This is a genomic window from Streptomyces hilarionis, from assembly GCF_024539675.1.
In the GTDB taxonomy this organism is placed as follows: domain Bacteria; phylum Actinomycetota; class Actinomycetes; order Streptomycetales; family Streptomycetaceae; genus Streptomyces; species Streptomyces hilarionis.
Genome location: NZ_JAHHIT010000084.1, coordinates 1 through 18560, shown reverse-complemented (window position 1 = coordinate 18560; position 18560 = coordinate 1). Strand labels below are relative to the sequence as shown.

At 72.2% G+C, this 18560-nt stretch carries 15 protein-coding genes and 1 tRNA gene; 11 read left to right on the top strand and 5 right to left on the bottom strand.

All coding sequences use genetic code 11. From position 1 onward, the window contains the following. Positions 1–15: 15 nt before the first annotated feature. Together KMS84_RS21390 and KMS84_RS21385 are read right to left on the bottom strand one after the other, a co-directional pair. Positions 16–1431: an ABC1 kinase family protein gene (locus KMS84_RS21390; RefSeq protein WP_256917966.1), complete on the bottom strand. Its 1416-nt coding sequence runs from the start codon at positions 1429–1431 to the stop codon at positions 16–18. Next, complete coding sequence (locus KMS84_RS21385; protein WP_256917965.1) at positions 1424–2638, bottom strand: TOMM precursor leader peptide-binding protein; 1215 nt, start codon at positions 2636–2638, stop codon at positions 1424–1426. Before KMS84_RS21385 ends, KMS84_RS21390 begins: the two co-directional genes overlap by 8 nt. 239 nt (positions 2639–2877) lie before the next feature. On the opposite strand from KMS84_RS21385, the gene KMS84_RS21380 reads away from it, so the two are divergent. The 4 genes from KMS84_RS21380 to KMS84_RS21365 all read left to right on the top strand — a co-directional run bounded on the left by KMS84_RS21380 (position 2878) and on the right by KMS84_RS21365 (position 6764). After that, positions 2878–3474: a M48 metallopeptidase family protein gene (locus KMS84_RS21380; protein ID WP_256917964.1), complete on the top strand. Its 597-nt coding sequence runs from the start codon at positions 2878–2880 to the stop codon at positions 3472–3474. Between the two features lie 144 nt (positions 3475–3618). Beyond that, positions 3619–5298, top strand: coding sequence for a TerD family protein (locus KMS84_RS21375; protein WP_256917962.1), 1680 nt, complete (start codon positions 3619–3621; stop codon positions 5296–5298). An 11-nt stretch (positions 5299–5309) separates the two neighbouring features. Beyond that, on the top strand, positions 5310–5990 hold the full coding sequence (locus KMS84_RS21370) for an AIM24 family protein (RefSeq protein ID WP_079659796.1): 681 nt from the start codon (positions 5310–5312) through the stop codon (positions 5988–5990). Positions 5991–6008: 18 nt separating this feature from the next. Next, the gene (locus KMS84_RS21365; RefSeq protein WP_256917961.1) at positions 6009–6764 is read left to right on the top strand and encodes an AIM24 family protein; all 756 of its coding nucleotides are present in this window, start codon (positions 6009–6011) and stop codon (positions 6762–6764) included. Between the two features lie 74 nt (positions 6765–6838). On the opposite strand, the gene KMS84_RS21360 is transcribed toward KMS84_RS21365, so the two are convergent. Together KMS84_RS21360 and KMS84_RS21355 are read right to left on the bottom strand one after the other, a co-directional pair. After that, positions 6839–7354, bottom strand: a complete 516-nt coding sequence (locus tag KMS84_RS21360) for an NUDIX hydrolase (protein ID WP_256917960.1) — start codon at positions 7352–7354, stop codon at positions 6839–6841. Further along, positions 7351–8844 carry a zinc-dependent metalloprotease gene (locus KMS84_RS21355; RefSeq protein WP_256917959.1) on the bottom strand — a complete coding sequence of 498 codons (1494 nt, stop codon included), beginning with the start codon at positions 8842–8844 and terminating at the stop codon, positions 7351–7353. The genes KMS84_RS21360 and KMS84_RS21355 overlap by 4 nt, the downstream gene beginning before the upstream one ends. 192 nt (positions 8845–9036) lie before the next feature. Between KMS84_RS21355 and KMS84_RS21350 the strand changes: the two genes are divergently transcribed. The 4 genes from KMS84_RS21350 (at position 9037) to KMS84_RS21335 (ending at position 12239) form a co-directional block, all read left to right on the top strand. Then, positions 9037–10146: an SDR family oxidoreductase gene (locus KMS84_RS21350; RefSeq protein WP_256917958.1), complete on the top strand. Its 1110-nt coding sequence runs from the start codon at positions 9037–9039 to the stop codon at positions 10144–10146. Positions 10147–10294: 148 nt separating this feature from the next. Further along, entirely contained in the window at positions 10295–10756 is a 462-nt protein-coding gene (locus tag KMS84_RS21345) for a molybdenum cofactor biosynthesis protein MoaE (protein ID WP_256917957.1), read from the top strand. A 109-nt stretch (positions 10757–10865) separates the two neighbouring features. Beyond that, positions 10866–11093: a hypothetical protein gene (locus KMS84_RS21340; protein WP_256917995.1), complete on the top strand. Its 228-nt coding sequence runs from the start codon at positions 10866–10868 to the stop codon at positions 11091–11093. 54 nt (positions 11094–11147) lie between these two features. Beyond that, entirely contained in the window at positions 11148–12239 is a 1092-nt protein-coding gene (locus tag KMS84_RS21335) for a YlbL family protein (protein ID WP_256917956.1), read from the top strand. 33 nt (positions 12240–12272) lie between these two features. Here the strand turns inward: KMS84_RS21335 and KMS84_RS21330 are convergent, their stop codons facing one another. Further along, positions 12273–12815, bottom strand: coding sequence for a PPA1309 family protein (locus KMS84_RS21330; RefSeq protein WP_256917955.1), 543 nt, complete (start codon positions 12813–12815; stop codon positions 12273–12275). Positions 12816–12979: 164 nt separating this feature from the next. On the opposite strand from KMS84_RS21330, the gene KMS84_RS21325 reads away from it, so the two are divergent. The 3 genes from KMS84_RS21325 (at position 12980) to KMS84_RS21315 (ending at position 18190) form a co-directional block, all read left to right on the top strand. Next, complete coding sequence (locus KMS84_RS21325; protein WP_256917994.1) at positions 12980–15961, top strand: UPF0182 family membrane protein; 2982 nt, start codon at positions 12980–12982, stop codon at positions 15959–15961. 47 nt (positions 15962–16008) lie between these two features. Further along, a tRNA-Met gene (locus KMS84_RS21320) sits at positions 16009–16082 on the top strand. A 206-nt stretch (positions 16083–16288) separates the two neighbouring features. Further along, the gene (locus tag KMS84_RS21315; protein ID WP_256917954.1) at positions 16289–18190 is read left to right on the top strand and encodes a tetratricopeptide repeat protein; all 1902 of its coding nucleotides are present in this window, start codon (positions 16289–16291) and stop codon (positions 18188–18190) included. The last annotated feature ends 370 nt before the right edge of the window (positions 18191–18560 follow it).

Sequence of the window (18560 nt, the reverse complement as noted above, 5' to 3'; positions counted from 1 at the left end):
CCTTCGCTCTCCGCCTCACGCCTCCGCGACCGAATCCTCGGCTTCCAGCTCCTCCGGCTCCTCGGTGTCCTCCAGCGCTCCCAGGTCCTTGTCGGTCTCCTCCGGGAGGAAGCCCGGCAGCCATTCCTCCAGCTCCTCGCGCAGCCGCACCGTCGCGCCGAGCTGGCACAGCACGCCGATCGTGCTCAACGTCACCCGGTGTATCAGCAGGTAGGCCGGCGGCAGGTTGAGCTGCTTGCCCAACTGGTGGGCGGGGGAGCGGATGTCGGCGATCCTGGCCGCCTGGCTGCGCATCCAGCCGCGGGTGAAGGTGAACTCGTCCACCAGGGCCGGCTCGATGATCGGCTCGAGGTAGTCGAGGACCGCGTCGGGATCCAGCTCGATGGACTCCTTGACGAACCCCTCCCTGCGCAGGAGTTCGTAGACCGCCTCGGCCTCTCCGTCCAGGGTCATGCGCAGTGACTCACCGATCGGGTCGGGCAGTCCGCCCGGGAGCCGGTCGACGGTGCCGAAGTCCAGCACGCCCAGCCGCCAGTCGTCCTCGCCTCCGGGGCCGCCGGGCAGAAGCCGGAAGTTCCCCGGGTGCGGGTCGGCGTGCAGCAGGCCGGTGCGCGCCGGACCGGAGAAGAGGAACCGGGACAGCAGCTGACCTGCGCGATCGCGTTGCTCCTCGGTACCGTCGGCGATCACTTCGGAGAGCGGCACGCCGTCGATCCACTCGGTGACCAGGACCTGGTCGCACTGGTGGACCACCGCCGGCACCACGACGTCGGGGTCGTCGACGAACTCGTCCGCGTGGGCCTGCTGGGCCTGCGCCTCCAGGCCGTAGTCGAGCTCCTCGGAGACCCGGTCCCGCAGTTCCGTGATCAGCGGCTTCACGTCCATGCCGGGGATGAGCGGACCCAACAGCCGTGCGAAGCGGCTGAGTTGGTTCAGGTCGGACAGCAGGGCCTCGCCGGCCCCCGGGTACTGGACCTTGACCGCCACCTCCCGGCCGTCGTGCCACACCGCGCGGTGCACCTGGCCGATCGAGGCGGCCGCGGCCGGCTTGTCGTCGAACTCGAGGAAGAGCTCGGACCAGTCCTCGCCGAGCTGGGCCGTGAGCACGGCGTGCACGGTGCGGGTCGGCATCGGCGGCGCCGCGTCCTGGAGCTTGGTGAGCGCCGCGCGGTAGGGGCCGGCCACCTCCTCGGGCAGGGCGGACTCGAAGACGGACAGCGCCTGCCCGAACTTCATCGCGCCGCCCTTGAGCTCGCCCAGCACCTTGAAGAGCTGCTCGGCGGTGCGCTGCTGCAGTTCACGGCCGACGATCTCCGCGGACTCGCCCACGATCCGCTTGCCCAGGCCCCAGGTCGCCCGCCCGGCGAAGCCGAGCGGGAGCGCGGCGAGCTTGGCGGTCCGGGTGACCGCCTTCCGGGGAAGATCAGACATGCGCCCTCCAAGTCCCAGACAGCCGCGTCGCGTCCGCCGTACGGCGATGCTCCGTCGGATGCCGATGCCTCTCCATTGTCGCGTGCGATCCCCGGTCCTCGGAGGGGTGTTCCCGCTCACCTTTGCGGGCCGCCCCGCACGGACACGCCGAATGGGGCCGTACCGGTCGAGAGCGCCACCGCAGGGCGGGGGCGCTCACCTCCCAGCGGGCGGCCTCGACGGCCGGCGCCCGGCCGTCGAGGAAGGCGAGGGCGTGGGCGGCCGCCAGCCCGGCGACCGCCGTGGCCAGGGCCAGGTCACAGGCGGGTGTCGCCCGCCTCGTGCCGGAACGCCACTGGGCGACCAGCCGTGGCCACGCCGGATCCCGGTCGACGCGCTCCTGCTCCAGACAGCCCGCGCACCCCGTCTCGCCCGGCAGCACGAGGGGGCCGACGACGCCCGTGCCCTCCACCACGCCCGCATAGAGGTGAGGGGTGCCCGAGGCGATCAGGGGCTCCGCCGCCGAGGGCGGGGGCGCGTGCACCGACACGTCGTCCCTCGGGGCGAGGATCACCAGGCCGAAGCCCGGAGTGTCCGGACCGGAAGGGGACCCCGGGAGCCTGCGCGGCGGGCGGTCGGGTGCGGCCCGGCGTACGGCGCGGCGGGCGGACTTGTCCCGGCGCTCGCCGATCGCCTCCGCCGGCAGGCCGCCCGGAGCGACGTCGCCCGGCTCCACCCGGCCGCCGTCGCGCACGTCCACCTCGCCGACGCCGGCCCCCGCCAGCAGGGCGGCCAGCACCGCGCCGACCCGCCCCGCGCCCCGCACCTGGACCCGCAGCCCGCGCCGGGCGGCCAGGTGCGCCATCGCCTCGCCCGGCTCGGGGGTGAGGAGGGAGAGCGCGGCGAGATCGGGGCGCAACCGGTCCATGACCTCCTTCTTCTCCCTCAGCGCCTCGGCGTCCGGTCCGCCGCCGCGTGCGTCGTCGACCAGTCCGGCCCGGGCCAGCCGCTCGACCAGCCGGTCGACATGGCCGTCGGGCAGATCCATGCGGCGACCCTCCTCGCGCAGCAGCGCCGGCCCGCGCGTGCCGTCCAGCAGGTCGAGGAAACTCCCGGTGGCCGTGTCCACCGGGCCGAGTGTCAGTGCGTGCGCCGGCGTCATCCCGAACTGCACCGTGTTGAGGTCACGCCAGCCGCGCCGCAGCGCGGGCTTCATGATCGGATGCATTGAAGGCCCCCGTATGCCTGGAAACTCCCCGTCACGTCGGCGGAGCGGGGCGTGGGGTGTCCTCGCTCCGCCGACGAGTGCCAGCATGCCCGGGCCCGCCGGAGCCCGCCGAAAGTTGTCCACAGGCAGAGGCATTCGTCGTACAAATGCGTCGTACGAGGCAAAAGCGGCAGGAGAGATCGCAACCGAACGGCCCCGGGGTCGGGACTTCCGCCGTGTGCAGCGGGTAACGTCGGGGCGTGTCCGCCGACCCACTGCACCGCGCCGGAACACCCCAGCGCCGTACGACGAGCCAGCCGCCGAGCGGCTCACGGGCGAGCGCCATCGAGGTCCGCAGGAGCGCCCGTCGACGTCGGACGGTCTCCGCGTACCGCGAGGGCGACCGCACCATCGTGCTCATCCCCGCCCGGATGTCCGAGGCCGAGGAGCAACGCTGGGTCGGCGTCATGCTCGACAAGCTCGCCGCCCAGGAGAGCCGTCGGGTGCCGGGCGACGCCGAGCTGGCCGAGCGCGCGCAGCGGCTGTCGGACCAGTGCTTCGGGGGCCGGGCCCGGCCCGCCTCGGTCCGCTGGGTGACCAACCAGAACACGCGGTGGGGATCGTGCACCCCGGCCGAGGGCAGCATCCGGCTGTCGCACCGTCTCAAGGGCATGCCCGAGTACGTCATCGACTACGTCCTCGCCCACGAGCTCGCGCATCTGCTGGTGCCCGGCCACGGTCCGGACTTCTGGCGGCTGCTGGAGGCGTACCCGCGCACCGAGCGCGCACGCGGCTATCTGGAGGGCGTCGTCGCGGCCGAGCGGCTGCCCCACGCGCCGGGCGCACGCGGGGAGTGACCTGCTCCGCGCGCGCAGTGAGCCCGTCCGGCCCCGGGGGACGGCGGTTGTGTACCGGGTCTGTACCGACATCGTGCGTTGTCCGACTTTGCCGTTAGCCTGACGCGACGCACTCGCAATCGGGATGGGGGACGGTCGTTACGCATGCCCAGGGAATTCCAGCGCGGCCACAAGGCCAAGATCAGTGACCTCACCGCGGGCACCGATCTGTACGTAGGCGTGCAGATCACCGCACCCGGCCTGACCTTCGACATCAGCTGCTTCGGCCTCGACGCCGACGAGCGGCTCTCGGACGACCGGTACTTCGTCTTCTTCAACCAGCCGAAGTCTCCCGAGGAGTCCATCCAGCTCCTGGGCGCCCAGGCCGGGGACACGGAGTCCTTCCGCGTCACCCTCGACCGGATCCCGCCGCAGATCCAGAAGCTCTCCTTCACGGCGACCCTCGACGGCGCCGGCCAGATGTCGCAGATCGGTCCCGGCCACCTGCGCATCGTCGCGGGCGGTGAGGAAGTGGCCCGCTACGCGTTCAGCGGCGCGGAGTTCACCACCGAGCGGGCCGTGATGCTGGGCGACTTCTACCTGAAGGACGTCTGGCGGTTCGCGGCCGTCGGTCAGGGCTTCGACGGCGGTCTGGACGCGCTGCTGAAGAACTTCGGCGGCGAGGTCGCGGAGGAGGAGGCGCCCCCCGCGCCCGCTCAGCCCCAGGCCGGCGGCGCCTCTCCCGGCTTCGCGCCCCCCGCCTTCGGCGCCCCCTCGGTACCGGCCCCCGCCCCGCAGCAGCCCGCCCCGCACCAGGCGCAGCCCGCCGCGCAGGGCTTCGCACCCCCGCCCGGCGCGCCCGCGCCGCACGCCCCGGCGCCCGCGCCCTCGGTGCACGCCGCGCCGACCATCGTCGCGCCCCTCGCACCGCCCGGCGGCGGCCATCTCCCGCCCCCGGCTCCCGCCCCGGCGCCCTACGGCCAGCCGCCGCAGCAGCCCTACGGTCAGGGGCCCGCGCCGACCGCGCCCATGCCGCCCGGCTACGGCCAGCAGCACCAGGCTCCGCCGGCCCCGGCCGGCTACGGGCAGCCCACCCCGCCGCCCGGCTACGGTCAGCAGCCGCCGTTCGGGCAGGTCCCGGGCCAGCAGGCCTACGGTGTGCCGCAGGGCGCCCCGCAGGGCGGCGCCGGTGTGGCCGCCGCTCTCCAGCAGTTCAAGGAGACGCCCACCGGGCAGCGCTGGACGCAGCAGAACAAGAAGCTGATCCGCGTCGACCTCGGCATGGGCGGCCAGCCGGTGCTCGCCCGCCAGGGCAGCATGGTCCTCTACCAGGGCAAGGTCGACTTCAGCTACAAGGGCGCCGGGTTCGCCGGCCGGATCGTCGGCAACGCCACCGGCCAGGAGATGCAGCTCATGCGCTGCACCGGCCAGGGGCAGGTCTTCCTCGCCGAGAACTCCACCCACGTGCACCCCATCGAACTCCAGGGCGACGCGATCTGCGTCTCCGCCGAGAACGTCCTCGCCTTCGACGAGAGCCTCCAGTACGAGGTCCGTCGCATCGAGGGGCACGGCATCCCCGGCGGCGCGCTGTTCACCATGCAGTTCCAGGGCACCGGCACGATCGTCGTCAAGACGCACGGCACGCCCGTCGTCCTGCCGGTCACGCCCACCACGTTCGCGGACTGCAACGCCGTGGTCGCCTGGTCGGCCGCCGCCCAGGTGGTCGTCTCCAGCCAGGTGAGGATGCGCCGCAACGCCTACCCGGGCGACACCGGAGAGAGCGTCAACCTCCAGTTCCGGGGTGCTCCCGGCAACTTCATCGTCGTCCAGCCGTACGAGGTCTGAGGGAGCCCGTCATGAACCAGCCGCTCGCGGGCTACGCCCCCGCACCCGTCACCGCCCGCATGGAGAACCACGGCAACCACATGCTGAAGGTCGCCATGCAGACCGGCAACGACCTCTTCGCGCGCGTGGGCTCGATGGTCGCCTACGAAGGCTTCGTCCAGTACGAGCCCAACCCGCCGGCCGTGCGCCAGATCGCGCGCGACTGGATGACCGGCGAGGGCGCGCCCCTGATGAAGTGCACCGGCGACGGACTGCTCTACCTCGCCGACTACGGCGCGAACGTCGTCGTGATCAACCTCAACGGCGACGGCATCTCCGTCAACGCCACCAACCTGCTCGCCTTCGACGCACACCTCACCTGGGGCGTCGAGCGCGTCAAGGGGCTCGCGAAGTTCGCGGGCCAGGGCCTGTGGAACACCAAGATCAGCGGCCAGGGATGGGTCGCGCTGACCTCCCGCGGCAAGCCGATCGTGGTCGACTGCGGCGGCGGCGAGGACGAGACGTACGTCGACCCCGACGCGCTCGTCGCCTGGTCCCCGAACCTGAAGGTGAAGGGCAAGCGCAGCTTCAAGGCGCAGTCGCTCATCGGCCGGGGCAGCGGCGAGGCCTACCAGATGGCCTTCTCGGGCCAGGGCATCGTCGTCGTCCAGCCCAGCGAGGACAGCACCGACCGCCTCCGGGTCCGGGGCTGAGGGGGAGCCAGAAACGTCATGCAGAGCCCACTTTTCGCGCACAACGACTCGCAGACCCAGGAACGCTGGAGTCTGCAGAACAAGCAGATGCTCCGGGTCACGCTGGGAGGCCACGACGACATCCTCGCCCGCAAGGGCACGATGGTCGCCTACCAGGGGCTGATGGAGTTCGACGCCGAGTACCAGAGCAACCAGCAGGGACGCGCGCGTGCGTACACCGGCGAGGGGCTCGACCTGATGCGCTGCCACGGGCAGGGCACGGTCTACCTCGCCAACCTCGCCCAGCACATCCACGTGATGGACGTGGAGCAGGACGGCCTGACCGTGGACAGCAGCTACGTCCTCGCCATGGACTCCTCGCTGCACCACGAGGTCATCGCCGTCGACAGCCTCTACGGCATCTCCGGCTCCGGGAAGTACCAGCTCAACATCACCGGCCGCGGCAAGGTCGCCCTGATGACCTCGGGCGCGCCGCTGATGATGCAGGTCACCCCGGACAAGTACGTCAACTGCGACGCCGACGCCATCGTCGCCTGGTCCACCGGGCTGCGGGTGCAGATGCAGGCGCAGACCCACTCCTCCGGCGTGTGGCGCCGGCGCGGCAGCACCGGTGAGGGCTGGGAGCTCAGCTTCATGGGCTCCGGCTACGCGCTGGTGCAGCCCAGCGAGCTGCTGCCGCCGCAGAACGCGGCCATCGGCTCCGGACTGGCCGCCCAGTACGGCATGGGCCAGCAAGGGGCGCGGGGGCAGAACCAGGGCAACGTCTGGAGCTGATCGCCCGGCACGACGGCACGACGGCACGACGTAAGGGGCGACCGCCTGGAAGGTCGCCCCTTACCCGTTCCGGCTCACAGCCGCGCGCGGGTCGCCTCCACCAGCCGGACGACCGACTCGTCGGCGACCTCCGCCACCTGCGCGTACGGGAACCAGCGCAGGTCCAGGGACTCGTCGCTGATGGCCTCCACGGCCCCGGCGGGGGCCGTCGCCGCGTACTGGACGTCGTAGTGCCAGGCGCACGGCGTCGCATGCCGGTCGAGCCGGACCGGGCCGCCGGGCAGCAGGGTCAGTCCCGCGACGCCCGACTCCTCGGTCGCCTCCCGCAGGGCCGCGGCCGCCAGCGACTCGTCGACCGGCTCGCAGTGGCCGCCCATCTGGAGCCACATCCGCATCTTCTTGTGCAGCGTCAGCAGCACCCGCCCCTGCTCCGGGTCGATCACCAGCGCGCTCGCCGTGACGTGACCCTCCCGGCAGGCCTTCCACATGCCGTCCGGATGCGCCTGGAGGTGATCCAGGTAGGACCGGCGCAGCTCTTCCTGGCCCTCGTACCCCTTCAGGACGAGGACCGCGTCGTCGTACAGGCTCACGCGGCGCCGTCGCCCCCGGAGCCGTTCCCGCCGTCGCTCTCGGGCCCGTCGTCCTTCGGGCCGTCGTCCTTCTTCAGGTTCGGCTTCTCGCCGAGACCGCCGCCGCTCGCGGCCTCGCCGAGCATCTTGTCCAGCTCGGAGAAGTCCATGTGCTCGCGGTGCACGAAGCCGTCGGGGTCGTCCAGGTCGGAGGCCGTGGGCAGCATGTCCGGGTGCGCCCACAGGGCGTCCCGGCCGTCGACCCCGCGCGCGTCGGTCAGCGAGGCCCACAGGCGGGACGCGTCGCGCAGCCGGCGCGGGCGCAGCTCCAGGCCGATCAGGGTGGCGAACGTCTGCTCGGCGGGACCGCCGGTGGCGCGACGCCGGCGCAGCGTCTCGCGCAGCGCGTCGGCGGACGACAGCCGCGGCTTGGCGGCCGCGTGCACCACCGCGTCCACCCAGCCCTCGACGAGCGCCAGAGCGGTCTCCAGGCGGGCCAGCGCGGCCTTCTGCTCGGGGGTGTCCTCCGGCTGGAACATGCCCTGCTGCAATGCGTCCTGGAGCTGCTCGGGGTTCTGCGGGTCGAACTGGCCGACGACGTCCTCCAGCTTCGCGGTGTCGACCTTGATCCCGCGCGCGTAGCCCTCGACCGCGCCGAACAGGTGCGAGCGCAGCCACGGCACGTGCGCGAACAGGCGCTGGTGGGCGGCCTCGCGCAGGGCCAGGTACAGCCGCACCTCGTCCTGCGGCACGCCCAGGTCCTTGCCGAAGGCCGCGATGTTCACCGGAAGCAGCGCCGCGCGCCCGGCCGGGCCGAGCGGAAGGCCGATGTCGGTCGAGCCGACGACCTCGCCCGCGAGGACGCCGACGGCCTGCCCGATCTGCGAGCCGAACATCGCTCCGCCCATCGAGCGCATCATGCCGATCAGCGGGCCGGCCATGGCCTGCATCTCCTCCGGCAGGACGTCGCCCATGGCGGCGCCGACGCGTTCGGCGACCGGGTCCACGAGCTCCTTCCACGCGGGCAGGGTGGCCTCGACCCACTCCGCGCGCGACCACGCCACCGCGGAACCGGCGCCCGAGGGCAGGGAGGTCGCGTCGTCCAGCCACAGGTCGGCCAGGCGGACGGCCTCCTGCACGGCGGTGCGCTCGGAGGGGCCGACGCTCGCGTCCTTCACGCCGTCGGACGTCCCCTGGGAGACCGTCTGGCGGGCGATCTGCTTGGCCATGTCCCAGTTCACCGGGCCGCCCTCGTACGAGAGCATCTGGCCGAGCTGCTGGAACGCGGCGCCCAGGTCGTTGGGGTTCAGCGAGCCGAACATGGCGGCGAGGGGGTTGTCCGCGCCGGGACCGCCCGGAGCGCCGAAGCCTCCTGCGCCGGGCAGCCCGCCGAAGCCGAACGGGTTGGCCGGTCCCTGACCACCGCCGCTCTGCGAGTCCTTCTTCTTGCCCTCGTCGCCGTCTTCCGGCTCCTCCGGCGGAAGGCCGAATCCGAATGGGGTGTCACTCACGGGGTTCCTCGGCTGGTAAGGCCACCGGTTCTCGGCCGGCGGCGGCTGCCCTGCAACACCACCCAGCGTAGACACCCCGGCTCGATCGGGCCTCGGTGCTTCGCCGACTGCTGGCCTGCGGCAGGATGGATGCCACCTGGTACGAACGCGTCACTCGCGCCCGTATGCCAAGACAACCGCTGGAGACACCTGGTGAGTTCCCCAGATCCGCAGGTTCGCGCAGCGCGAAACCGATCGACCCCGGGCGCATCGCGCGGGCCCGTCGTCGCCGTGACCGGCGCGGCGAACGGGGTGGGCGCGCAGCTCACGGAGCGTCTCGCCGCGTCGGAGGAGGTCAAGCAGGTCGTCGCCATCGACGAGCGGCGCGGTGAGTGCGACGCGGCGCAGTGGCACATCCTGGACGTCCGCGACCCTGCGATCGCCGACAAACTGCGCGGGGCGGACGTCGTCGTCCATCTCGCACTCGACCTCGACCTGGGGAGTGACGCCGCCGCCCGGACGGCCTACAACGTGCGCGGTACGCAGACCGTGCTGACGGCGGCCGCGGCGGCCGGGGTGCACCGCGCGGTGCTGTGCACCTCCGCCATGGTCTACGGGGCGCTGGAGGACAACGAGCTGCCGCTGTCCGAGGACGCCGAGCTGCGGGCGACGGCCGAGGCGACCGGTGTCGGCGACCTGCTGGAGATCGAGCGCCTCGCGCGACGCGCGCCCCGGGCGCATCCGGGGCTCAACGTCACCGTGGTGCGGCCCGCCATGCTGGTCGGCGGCACGGACACCGCGCTGACCCGGTACTTCGAGTCACCGCGGCTGCTCGTCGTCGCGGGGTCGCGGCCCGCCTGGCAGTTCTGCCACGTCGAGGACCTGGTGAGCGCCCTGGAGTACGCCGTCCTGGAGAAGGTCGACGGGGAGCTCGCCGTCGGATGCGACGGCTGGCTGGAGCAGGAGGAGGTCGAGGAGCTCAGCGGGATCCGCCGGATGGAGCTGCCCTCGGCGGTCGCGCTGGGCGCCGCGGCCCGGCTGCACCGGATCGGGCTGACCCCGTCCCCGGCGGGCGATCTGGCCTACACGATGTACCCCTGGGTGGTGAGCGGCAGCCGGCTGCACGACGCCGGGTGGCGGCCGCGGTGGACCAACGAGGAGGTCCTCGCGGAGCTGCTGGAGGAGGTCTCCGGGCGGCACACCGTCGTCGGACGGCGGCTGGGGCGCAAGGACGCGACCGCGGCGGGCGCGGCCGGCGCGACGGTGGCCCTGCTGGGCGCGGCGGCCGTCGTGCGGCGCGCCCGCAAGGCCCGGCGCAGATGATCCGGGGGGCGTGCGGAGCGGCAGCGCCCCCTCCGCCGCCCCGCCCCGCAGGAGGCGCGGCTTTCGTAGGTCGCTCCGAAGCGGCACGCGCGGGTACCGGGCGATCACGCTATTCCGGCTCGTCTCCCGGGTGCGGCACGATGGGGGTATGGCAGCCATCGACGTCCATCCGGGCGAGCACGCGAGCCCGGACCCCATCAAGCTCATCGCCGTACGCGACTCCGCGCTCTCGCTGGACGAGGTGTTCCGGGCCGTCGGGGACGACGCGGCCGGCGGCACCGCGCTGTTCGTGGGGACCGTGCGCAACCACGACGGGGGCGCTGACGTCGACGCCCTCGGGTACTCGTGCCATCCCAGCGCCGAGGCCGAGATGCGCAGGGTCGCGGAGAAGGTCGTCGCCGACTTCCCGGTGCGGGCGCTGGCCGCCGTCCACCGGGTGGGCGATCTCGCGGTCGGGGATCTCGCCGTCGTCGTCGCCGTGTCCTGTCCGCACCGGGGCGAGGCCTTCGAGGCGTGCCGCAAGCTGATCGACGATCTCAAGCACGAGGTCCCCATCTGGAAGCACCAGACGTTCTCGGACGGAACGCAGGAGTGGGTCGGCGCCTGCTGACCCCGGCCCGCGGCGGACCGGGCCCCGGCGCCCGCGGCGGACCCGGCCGCGTCCGCCGAACGGTCACCCGTCCGGTTGCGTAACCGCACCCCTGCCGTGAGCGTTGTCAGTGCGAACGGTTAATCTGCTGATCAGTCAGTTGCGGTGGTTCGTCAGGGGTTGGGAGGTCGGCATGGCGGCGCTCGTCTGGTTGCTGATTCCGCTGGTCGCCGCGATCGGCGCGGGCCTGTGGGGCAGTTGGGCCAACCGGACCCGCAAGGCCCGCAGCGACGGTCCCGAGCTGGACGGGTACGCCCGCTTCCGCGAAGCCATGGAGAGGCCCCACTCGCGTACGTGACCCGGGTGGCAGCCCTGACGGTGCGCTGACAGACCGGTCCCGTAATGTCGAGGCATGCCACGCCGCACCGCGACGATGCTCGCCTCCACCCTGATGCTGATCGCGCTCCTGTGCGCGGGAGTGCTCATCCCCGTGCCGTACGCGGAGATGTCCCCGGGGCCCACGGTGAACACGCTCGGCGACCACGACGGCGAGCCGGTGCTGCAGATCTCCGGACGCAAGACGTACGCCACCAGCGGCAACCTGAACATGACGACCGTGCGGGTCACCAGCGCCGACTACCGGATGAACCTCGTCGAGGCCGTCTACGGCTGGCTCGCGCACGACACCAAGGTCGTCCCGCACGACACGCTGTACCCGGACGGCAAGACCGAGGAGCAGTCCACCCAGGAGAACGCCGAGGAGTTCAGCCAGTCCCAGGAGAGCGCCAAGGTGGCGGCCCTGAAGGAGCTGAAGGTCCCCGTGACGTCCTGGGTGATCGTCTCGACCGTGGTCAAGGGCTCCCCGGCCGAGGGCAGGCTGCACGCCGGCGACGTGATCAAGGCGGTCGACGGGACGGCGGTGAAGCAGCCCGGCGACGTCGCCAAGCTGGTGACCAAGCACAAGCCGGGCGAGAAGGTCGTCTTCACCATCGTCCCGGCCAAGGAGCAGGCGGCCGCCGAGAAGGCGCACAAGACCGCGACCGGGACCCAGGACGTCGCCGTCACCACCGCGGCCTCCGACGACAGCGGCCAGAAGCGGGCCATCGTCGGGATCTCGGCCGGAACCGACCACACGTTCCCGTTCACCGTCGACATCAAGCTCGCCGACGTCGGCGGCCCCAGCGCCGGCCTGATGTTCGCCCTCGGCATCTACGACAAGCTCACCCCGGGCAGTCTCACCGGCGGCACGTTCGTCGCCGGCACCGGGACCATCGACGACGACGGCAAGGTCGGGCCGATCGGTGGCATCGAGATGAAGACGGTCGGCGCGCGCAGCCAGGGCGCGCGGTACTTCCTGACGCCCGCCGAGAACTGCGCGGCCGCCGCCAAGGACACCCCCTCGGGGCTCAGGCTCGTCAAGGTCCACACCATCGACGACGCCCTCGGCGCCCTCAAGGACATCCGCAGCGGCGACACCGCCGGCCTGCCCTCCTGCACGAAGTAGCCGCAGGGGCCCCCTCGCGGGGGCCGGGAGCCGCTAGTCGGCGAAGGTCGCCGAGAGCGCCTCCGCGAGACCGGGCACCAGGCCCGCGCCGGTGAGGACCTCCGTGGGGGCGTCCTTCTCCCGCAGCCGCAGCGCGGAGTCGCGCGTGCCGTCGCGCAGTACGCCGACCGTCATGCGGACCTCCTGGCGGTCGGGGTGCTCCGACACCCACTTCGCGAGCTTCGCCTCGCTCAGCCCCTGGGGGACCTGGGCCTCGGCGGACGGCGGCAGCATCAGACGCTCCACCGTGAGGGCGCAGCCGACCACCGCGTCGGGCCAGGCGATCGTGGCGAGGAACTCGTCGAGCGGCTTGTCGGCCGGCACCTCGTCCTGCTCGACGGGGGTGAGGCCGGTCGTCTCGGGCTCGTCCTGAAGGCCGAGCTGAGCGGCGAGAGACGGTTCCTGGGCGCGCAGTCGGGCGGTGTCTACGAGGGCGAAAAGGCGGGCGGGCTGGTCCCAGCCGAGGCCGGAGGCGTACTCGTCGATCTCGAGAACGGCCCGGGTGAGCGGGCTCGCCGCCATGGGAGTGTTGGACATGGTCACAATCCTCTCTCGTTCCTGGCCGGAATCGGGAACCGAGTAAACCGTGAGTAAGTTGCATAGGTGTGGGCCCGCGATCACGGGGGGCCACCCACGGTCCACGAACACGCGGGCCTGACGGATCTACTGCGACTTTCGAGGTGCGCACCTTGGCTTTCCAGATGCCGGACCGCGGCGGAGGCCCCACGGGGCCGCGGATCAGAGTGGGCCGCCCGTCCCGGCGTGTCCGGACCCTGCTCACGACACTGGGCGTCCTGGCCGTCCTGGGCATGGCGTTCACCATGTTCGCCGGGTTCTGGACGGACTGGCTCTGGTACCGCTCGGTGCATTACTCGTCGGTCTTCACCACCACGCTGTGGACCAAGATCGGGCTGTTCTTCGTCTTCGGTCTGCTGATGGCCCTCGCGGTCGGCGTCAACATCTGGCTGGCGCACCGGCTGCGGCCGCCGCTGAGCGCGATGTCCGTGGAGCAGCAGAGCCTCGACCGCTACCGCATGGGCATCGCCCCGTACAAGACGTGGCTGCTGCTGGGCATCACCGCGCTGGTCGGCCTGATCGCCGGCGCTTCCGCGGCGGGTCAGTGGCGGACCTGGCTGATGTGGGTCAACGGTGTGTCCTTCGGCCAGAAGGACCCCCAGTTCCACCTCGACGTGTCCTTCTTCGCGTTCGACCTGCCCTGGTACCGGTTCCTGCTCGGCTTCGGCTTCGCCGCCACGATCCTGTCGCTGATCGCCGCCGCGCTCACCCACTACCTGTACGGCGGGCTGCGGGTCACCAGCCCCGGCGCGCGCGCCACGGCCGCGGCCACCGGTCATCTGTCGGTGCTGCTGGGCATCTTCGTCGCCCTCAAGGCGGTCGCCTACTGGCTCGACCGCTACGGCCTGGCGGTGAAGTCCAGCGACTTCAAGGCCACCGACAACTGGACGGGCCTGCGCTACGTCGACGCCAACGCCTATCTCCCGGCGAAGACGATCCTGTTCTGCATCGCCGTCATCTGCGCCCTGCTCTTCTTCGCCACCCTGTGGCGGCGCACCTGGCAGCTGCCGGTCATCGGCTTCGGCCTGATGGTGCTCTCGGCGATCCTCATCGGCGGGCTCTACCCGGCGATCGTCCAGAAGTTCCAGGTCCAGCCCAACGAGCAGGCCAAGGAAGCCCCGTACGTCGAGAAGAACCTCAAGGCCACGCGCGAGGCGTACGGCATCGCGGGGGCGCAGGTCACCGAGTACTCGGGCACCAGCACCACCAAGGACAAGACGACCCTGCGCGACGACGTCGACTCCACCGCGAGCATCCGCGTCCTGGACCCGAACATCGTCTCCCCGACCTTCCAGCAGCTCCAGCAGATGCGGAAGTACTACGCGTTCCCGACCAACCTGGACGTGGACCGCTACAACGTGAAGGGGACCGACGAGGACACCGTCATCGGTCTGCGCGAGCTGAACCTCGCGGGCGTCGACAAGCAGAACTGGATCAACAACCACTTCCGCTACACGCACGGCTACGGCGTGGTCGCCGCCAAGGGGACGACGTCCGACTCCGAGGGGCGCCCGGTCTTCACCGAGTCCAACCTGCCCTCGGAGGGCGAGCTCGGCAGCTACGAGCAGCGGGTCTACTACGGGGAGAAGACCACCACGTACTCGATCGTCGGCGGTCCCCAGAAGGAGATCGACTACTCCGACGACCAGGGGGAGAAGACCACCAGCTACACCGGCAAGAGCGGGGTCAACCTCTCCAACCCGGTCAACCGCGCCGCGTATGCGGTGGCGTTCGGCGAGCCGCAGATCCTCTACTCCGGCGCCATCGGCGACGGTTCGCGGATCCTGTACAACCGCACGCCCAAGGAGCGCGTCGAGGCGGTCGCCCCCTGGCTGACCATCGACGGCGACGCCTACCCGGCCGTGGTCGACAACAAGATCCAGTGGATCGTCGACGCCTACACGACGACCAACGGGTATCCGTACGCCTCGCGTACGACCCTCGGCGACACCACGGCGGACTCGCTGACCGCGACGAACGACAACCGTGCGGTGGTGGCCCAGCAGAACCAGGTCAACTACATCCGCAACTCGGTGAAGGCGACCGTCGACGCGTACACGGGCGAGGTCAAGCTCTTCCAGTGGGACACCAAGGATCCCGTCCTGAAGACCTGGATGAAGGCGTTCCCCGGCACGGTGAAGGCCAAGTCGTCCATCTCGCCCTCGCTGATGGCCCATCTGCGCTACCCGCAGGACCTGTTCAAGGTCCAGCGCGAGCTGCTCACCCGCTACCACGTGAAGGACGCGACGACGTTCCTCAGCGGCAGCGAGGTGTGGCAGGTGCCGGACGACCCGTCCAACAAGTCGGGCGACGCGGTGCCGCCCTACTACCTGAGCATGAGGATGCCCGACCAGAAGGCGCAGGCGTTCTCGCTGACGACGACGTTCACGCCCAACGGCCGTGACAACCTGAGCGCGTTCATGGCGGTCGACTCCGAGGCGGGCACGCCCGACTACGGCAAGATCAGAGTCCTGAAGCTGCCGACGAGCACGACGGTCGACGGACCCAAACAAGTGCAGAGCCAGTTCAACTCCGAACAGGACATCGCCGAGTCCATCAGACTTCTGAAGGGCGGCGACTCCGACATCGAGTACGGCAACCTGCTGACGGTTCCGCTCGACGGCGGCCTGCTCTACGTGGAACCCGTCTACGTGCGCGGCGGCGGCCTCAAGTACCCGCTGCTGAAGAAGGTGTTGGTGACCTACGGCGGCAACACCGCCTTCGAGGACACCCTGGACGAGGCCCTCAACAAGGTCTTCGGCGCCGAGGCGGGGACCCCGCCTCCGTCGGACGAGGGCGGGGGCACGACACCGCCGCCGACGTCGTCCAACCCGACGGTCCGCCAGGCGCTGGCCGACGCGCAGAAGGCCTTCGAGGCCGGCCAGGAGGCGCTGAAGAAGCCCGACTGGGACGCGTACGCCAAGGCGCAGAAGGACCTGGAGGCCGCGCTGAAGCGGGCCGAGGACGCCCAGGCCCAGGCGGACAAGGGCGCCAAGCCCGGGAGCAGTCCGAGCCCGTCGGCTTCGGCGAGTCCCGGCGCCGGCACCGGCGGCAAGCCGACCGGCAGTCCGACCGGCAGTCCCAGTCCCGGTCCCAGCGGCAGCTAGCGGCTGGTCAGGCCCGTCCCGCGTCGTGATACGGTTGTGGAACACGACGCGGGGTGGAGCAGCTCGGTAGCTCGCTGGGCTCATAACCCAGAGGTCGCAGGTTCAAATCCTGTCCCCGCTACTGAAGGCGAAGGCCCGGATCCGGAAACGGATCCGGGCCTTCGTGGTGTGCGAACGCATGTGCCGGGGGGAGCTATGGCCGCGCCGCGGTGGGGAGTTGGGCTATCTGTGTTTCACTTGTCTCTCTGTGGGCATGTCGACAAAACGCTGAAGTGACCTTACGGGCCGCGGTATACCAGGTGTACCCGGGTTGCGGGTGGTGCGACGATGGACGTTATGGGGGACAAGGCAACTCTGTTCGAGACAGGGCGGTTTGTGCAGCCTTCCGGTGAGGAAGCGACCCCGGACGAGAGCCGGGACGAGACGGCGGACGCCGTCGAGACGGGGGAGGCCGTCGAGGAGATGCGCCTGCGACTCGCGGCGGAAGCCGGCGACGTCGAGGCCGTGAGCGTCCTCGGGGCCATGCTGCTGCGCCGCGGCGACCTCGACGGAGCCGAGCCCCATCTTCGCGCCGCCACCGCCGAGGGCGACCGGGCCGCCGCCAACAACCTGGGCGTCCTTCTCCACCAGAGGGGTTACCCCGACGAGGCCGCCGGCTGGTGGCGGGTCGCCGCCGTCGCGGGCTCCGCCGCCGCCGCCCACGCGCTGGGCCGCCACTGCCGTGAGTGCGGGGACGAGCCGGCCGCCGAGTACTGGCTGCGCCAGTCCGCCGAGCAGGGGCACGCGCTGGGCGCCTACGCGCTCGCCGACCTCCTGGAGCACCGTGGGGACGCCGGCGCCGAGCGCTGGATGCGGGCGGCCGCCGAGCGCGGCCACCGCGAGGCGGCGTACCGCCTGGCCCGGGCCCTCGACCTGAAGGACCACGAGCAGGGCGGCGAGCCCGGCGAGCCCGGCGAGCCCGGCGAGCTCCGGCCCGCGGGCGGCGCGCCGGAGGGTCGCGGACAGGACAACGGTGTCGCGGCGCGGTCGGAGGCCGAGCAGTGGTACCGCCAGGCCGCCGCGCGCGGCCACCGCCGGGCGGCCCTCCACCTCGGGACGATCCTGGAGAGGCGGGGCGACCTCAAGGAGGCCGGCCGCTGGTACCTGACGTCCGCCAAGGACGGCGAGGCGCGCGCCGCCTGCGCGCTGGGGTTCCTGCTGCGCGACGCCGGCGACACCGAGAACGCCGCCGTCTGGTGGCTGCGGGCCGCGCAGAAGGGCGACGGCAACGCGGCGAACGCGCTCGGCGCGCTGCACGCCGAGCGCGGACAGACGCAGACCGCCGAGCGCTGGTACCGGGCCGCGATGGACGCGGGCGACGACAACGGCGCCTACAACCTCGCCCTGCTCTGCGCCGAGCAGGGCCGCACCGCGCAGGCCGAGCAGTGGTACCGCCGTGCCGCCTACGCCGGGCACCGGGAGGCGGCCAACGCGCTGGCCGTGCTGCTGCTCCAGGGCGGCGACACGGCCGGGGCCGAGCCCTGGCTCTCCAAGGCGGCGGAGGCGGGCAGCGTCGACGCCGCGTTCAACCTCGGGATCCTGTTCGCCGGGCGGGGCGAGGAGGCCGTCGCCCTGCGCTGGTACGAGCGGGCCGCGGCGGCCGGACACACCGAGGCGGCGCTCCAGGTCGGCATCGCGCGACTGCGGGACGGCGACGAGCAGGAGGCCGAGCGTCATCTGCGCTGCGCCGCCGGCGGGGGCAGTGCGGAGGCGGCGTACCGGCTGGCCGCGGTGCTCGACGCGCGTCGGCCGCCGCAGCCCGCGCACGAGCTCGGGGAGATCGTGCACGAGAAGACCGAGTGCGAGGAGTGGTACGAGCGGGCGGCGACGCAGGGGCACCGGCGCGCGCAGGTGCGGGTCGGGATGCTGTCCGCCGCCCGGGGCGACGTGGTCGAGGCGGCGCGGTGGTACCGGACCGCGGCGGAGGCCGGGTCGCGCAACGGCGCCTTCAACCTCGGGCTGCTGCTCGCACGGGAGGGCAGCGAGCCCGAGGCGGCCGTGTGGTGGACGCGGGCGGCCGATGCGGGTCACGGGCGGGCGGCGTTGCGGCTGGCCCTGGTCTACGCGCGTCGCGGCGAGCTGGCGGAGGGGCAGCGGTGGGCGGACCGGGCGGTGTCGCTCGGGCCGGCGGAGGTGGCCGAGCGGGCCGCGCGGCTGCGGGACGCGTTGCGGGAGGAGCTCTCCGCGTGACGGTGCCCTGGGCTGGGGCGGTGTCCTGTCGCCCGGTGCGCGGGCGGGCGTTCCGACGGCGTGTTCACCTCCGGTGAGGGGGTGGCTGGGCCGGGGCCCGACTGTCGTCCCGTACCGGCTTGGCTGGGCCCGACGGTCGTCCTGTACCGGCCCGGCGGGGGCGGCTGTCGTTCCGTGTGGCCTCGGCGCGGGGGTGGGTTGGCGTCCCGTACAGGGTTCTCGCCCCCGCCGCCCCTTCCCGTCCCGTCCCTAGGGGCTGCCGCCCCCAGACCCTCGCTGTCGGCCCTGAAAGGGCCTCGTCCTCAAACGCCGGACGGGCTGAAGGGCTGGGCCGGTGGTCGGGGGTCCTGGCGGGCTGAAGGGCAGGGGC

Excerpts from the sequence above, each read along its gene's own strand:
- KMS84_RS21325 (WP_256917994.1), top strand. The coding sequence starts at position 12,980 with ATGCCGGACCGCGGCGGAGGCCCCACGGGGCCGCGGATCAGAGTGGGC.
- KMS84_RS21385 (WP_256917965.1), bottom strand. The coding sequence starts at position 2,638 with ATGCATCCGATCATGAAGCCCGCGCTGCGGCGCGGCTGGCGTGACCTC.
- KMS84_RS21335 (WP_256917956.1), top strand. The coding sequence starts at position 11,148 with ATGCCACGCCGCACCGCGACGATGCTCGCCTCCACCCTGATGCTGATC.
- KMS84_RS21390 (WP_256917966.1), bottom strand. The coding sequence starts at position 1,431 with ATGTCTGATCTTCCCCGGAAGGCGGTCACCCGGACCGCCAAGCTCGCC.
- KMS84_RS21370 (WP_079659796.1), top strand. The coding sequence starts at position 5,310 with ATGAACCAGCCGCTCGCGGGCTACGCCCCCGCACCCGTCACCGCCCGC.
- KMS84_RS21345 (WP_256917957.1), top strand. The coding sequence starts at position 10,295 with ATGGCAGCCATCGACGTCCATCCGGGCGAGCACGCGAGCCCGGACCCC.
- KMS84_RS21365 (WP_256917961.1), top strand. The coding sequence starts at position 6,009 with ATGCAGAGCCCACTTTTCGCGCACAACGACTCGCAGACCCAGGAACGC.
- KMS84_RS21375 (WP_256917962.1), top strand. The coding sequence starts at position 3,619 with ATGCCCAGGGAATTCCAGCGCGGCCACAAGGCCAAGATCAGTGACCTC.
- KMS84_RS21330 (WP_256917955.1), bottom strand. The coding sequence starts at position 12,815 with ATGTCCAACACTCCCATGGCGGCGAGCCCGCTCACCCGGGCCGTTCTC.
- KMS84_RS21315 (WP_256917954.1), top strand. The coding sequence starts at position 16,289 with ATGGACGTTATGGGGGACAAGGCAACTCTGTTCGAGACAGGGCGGTTT.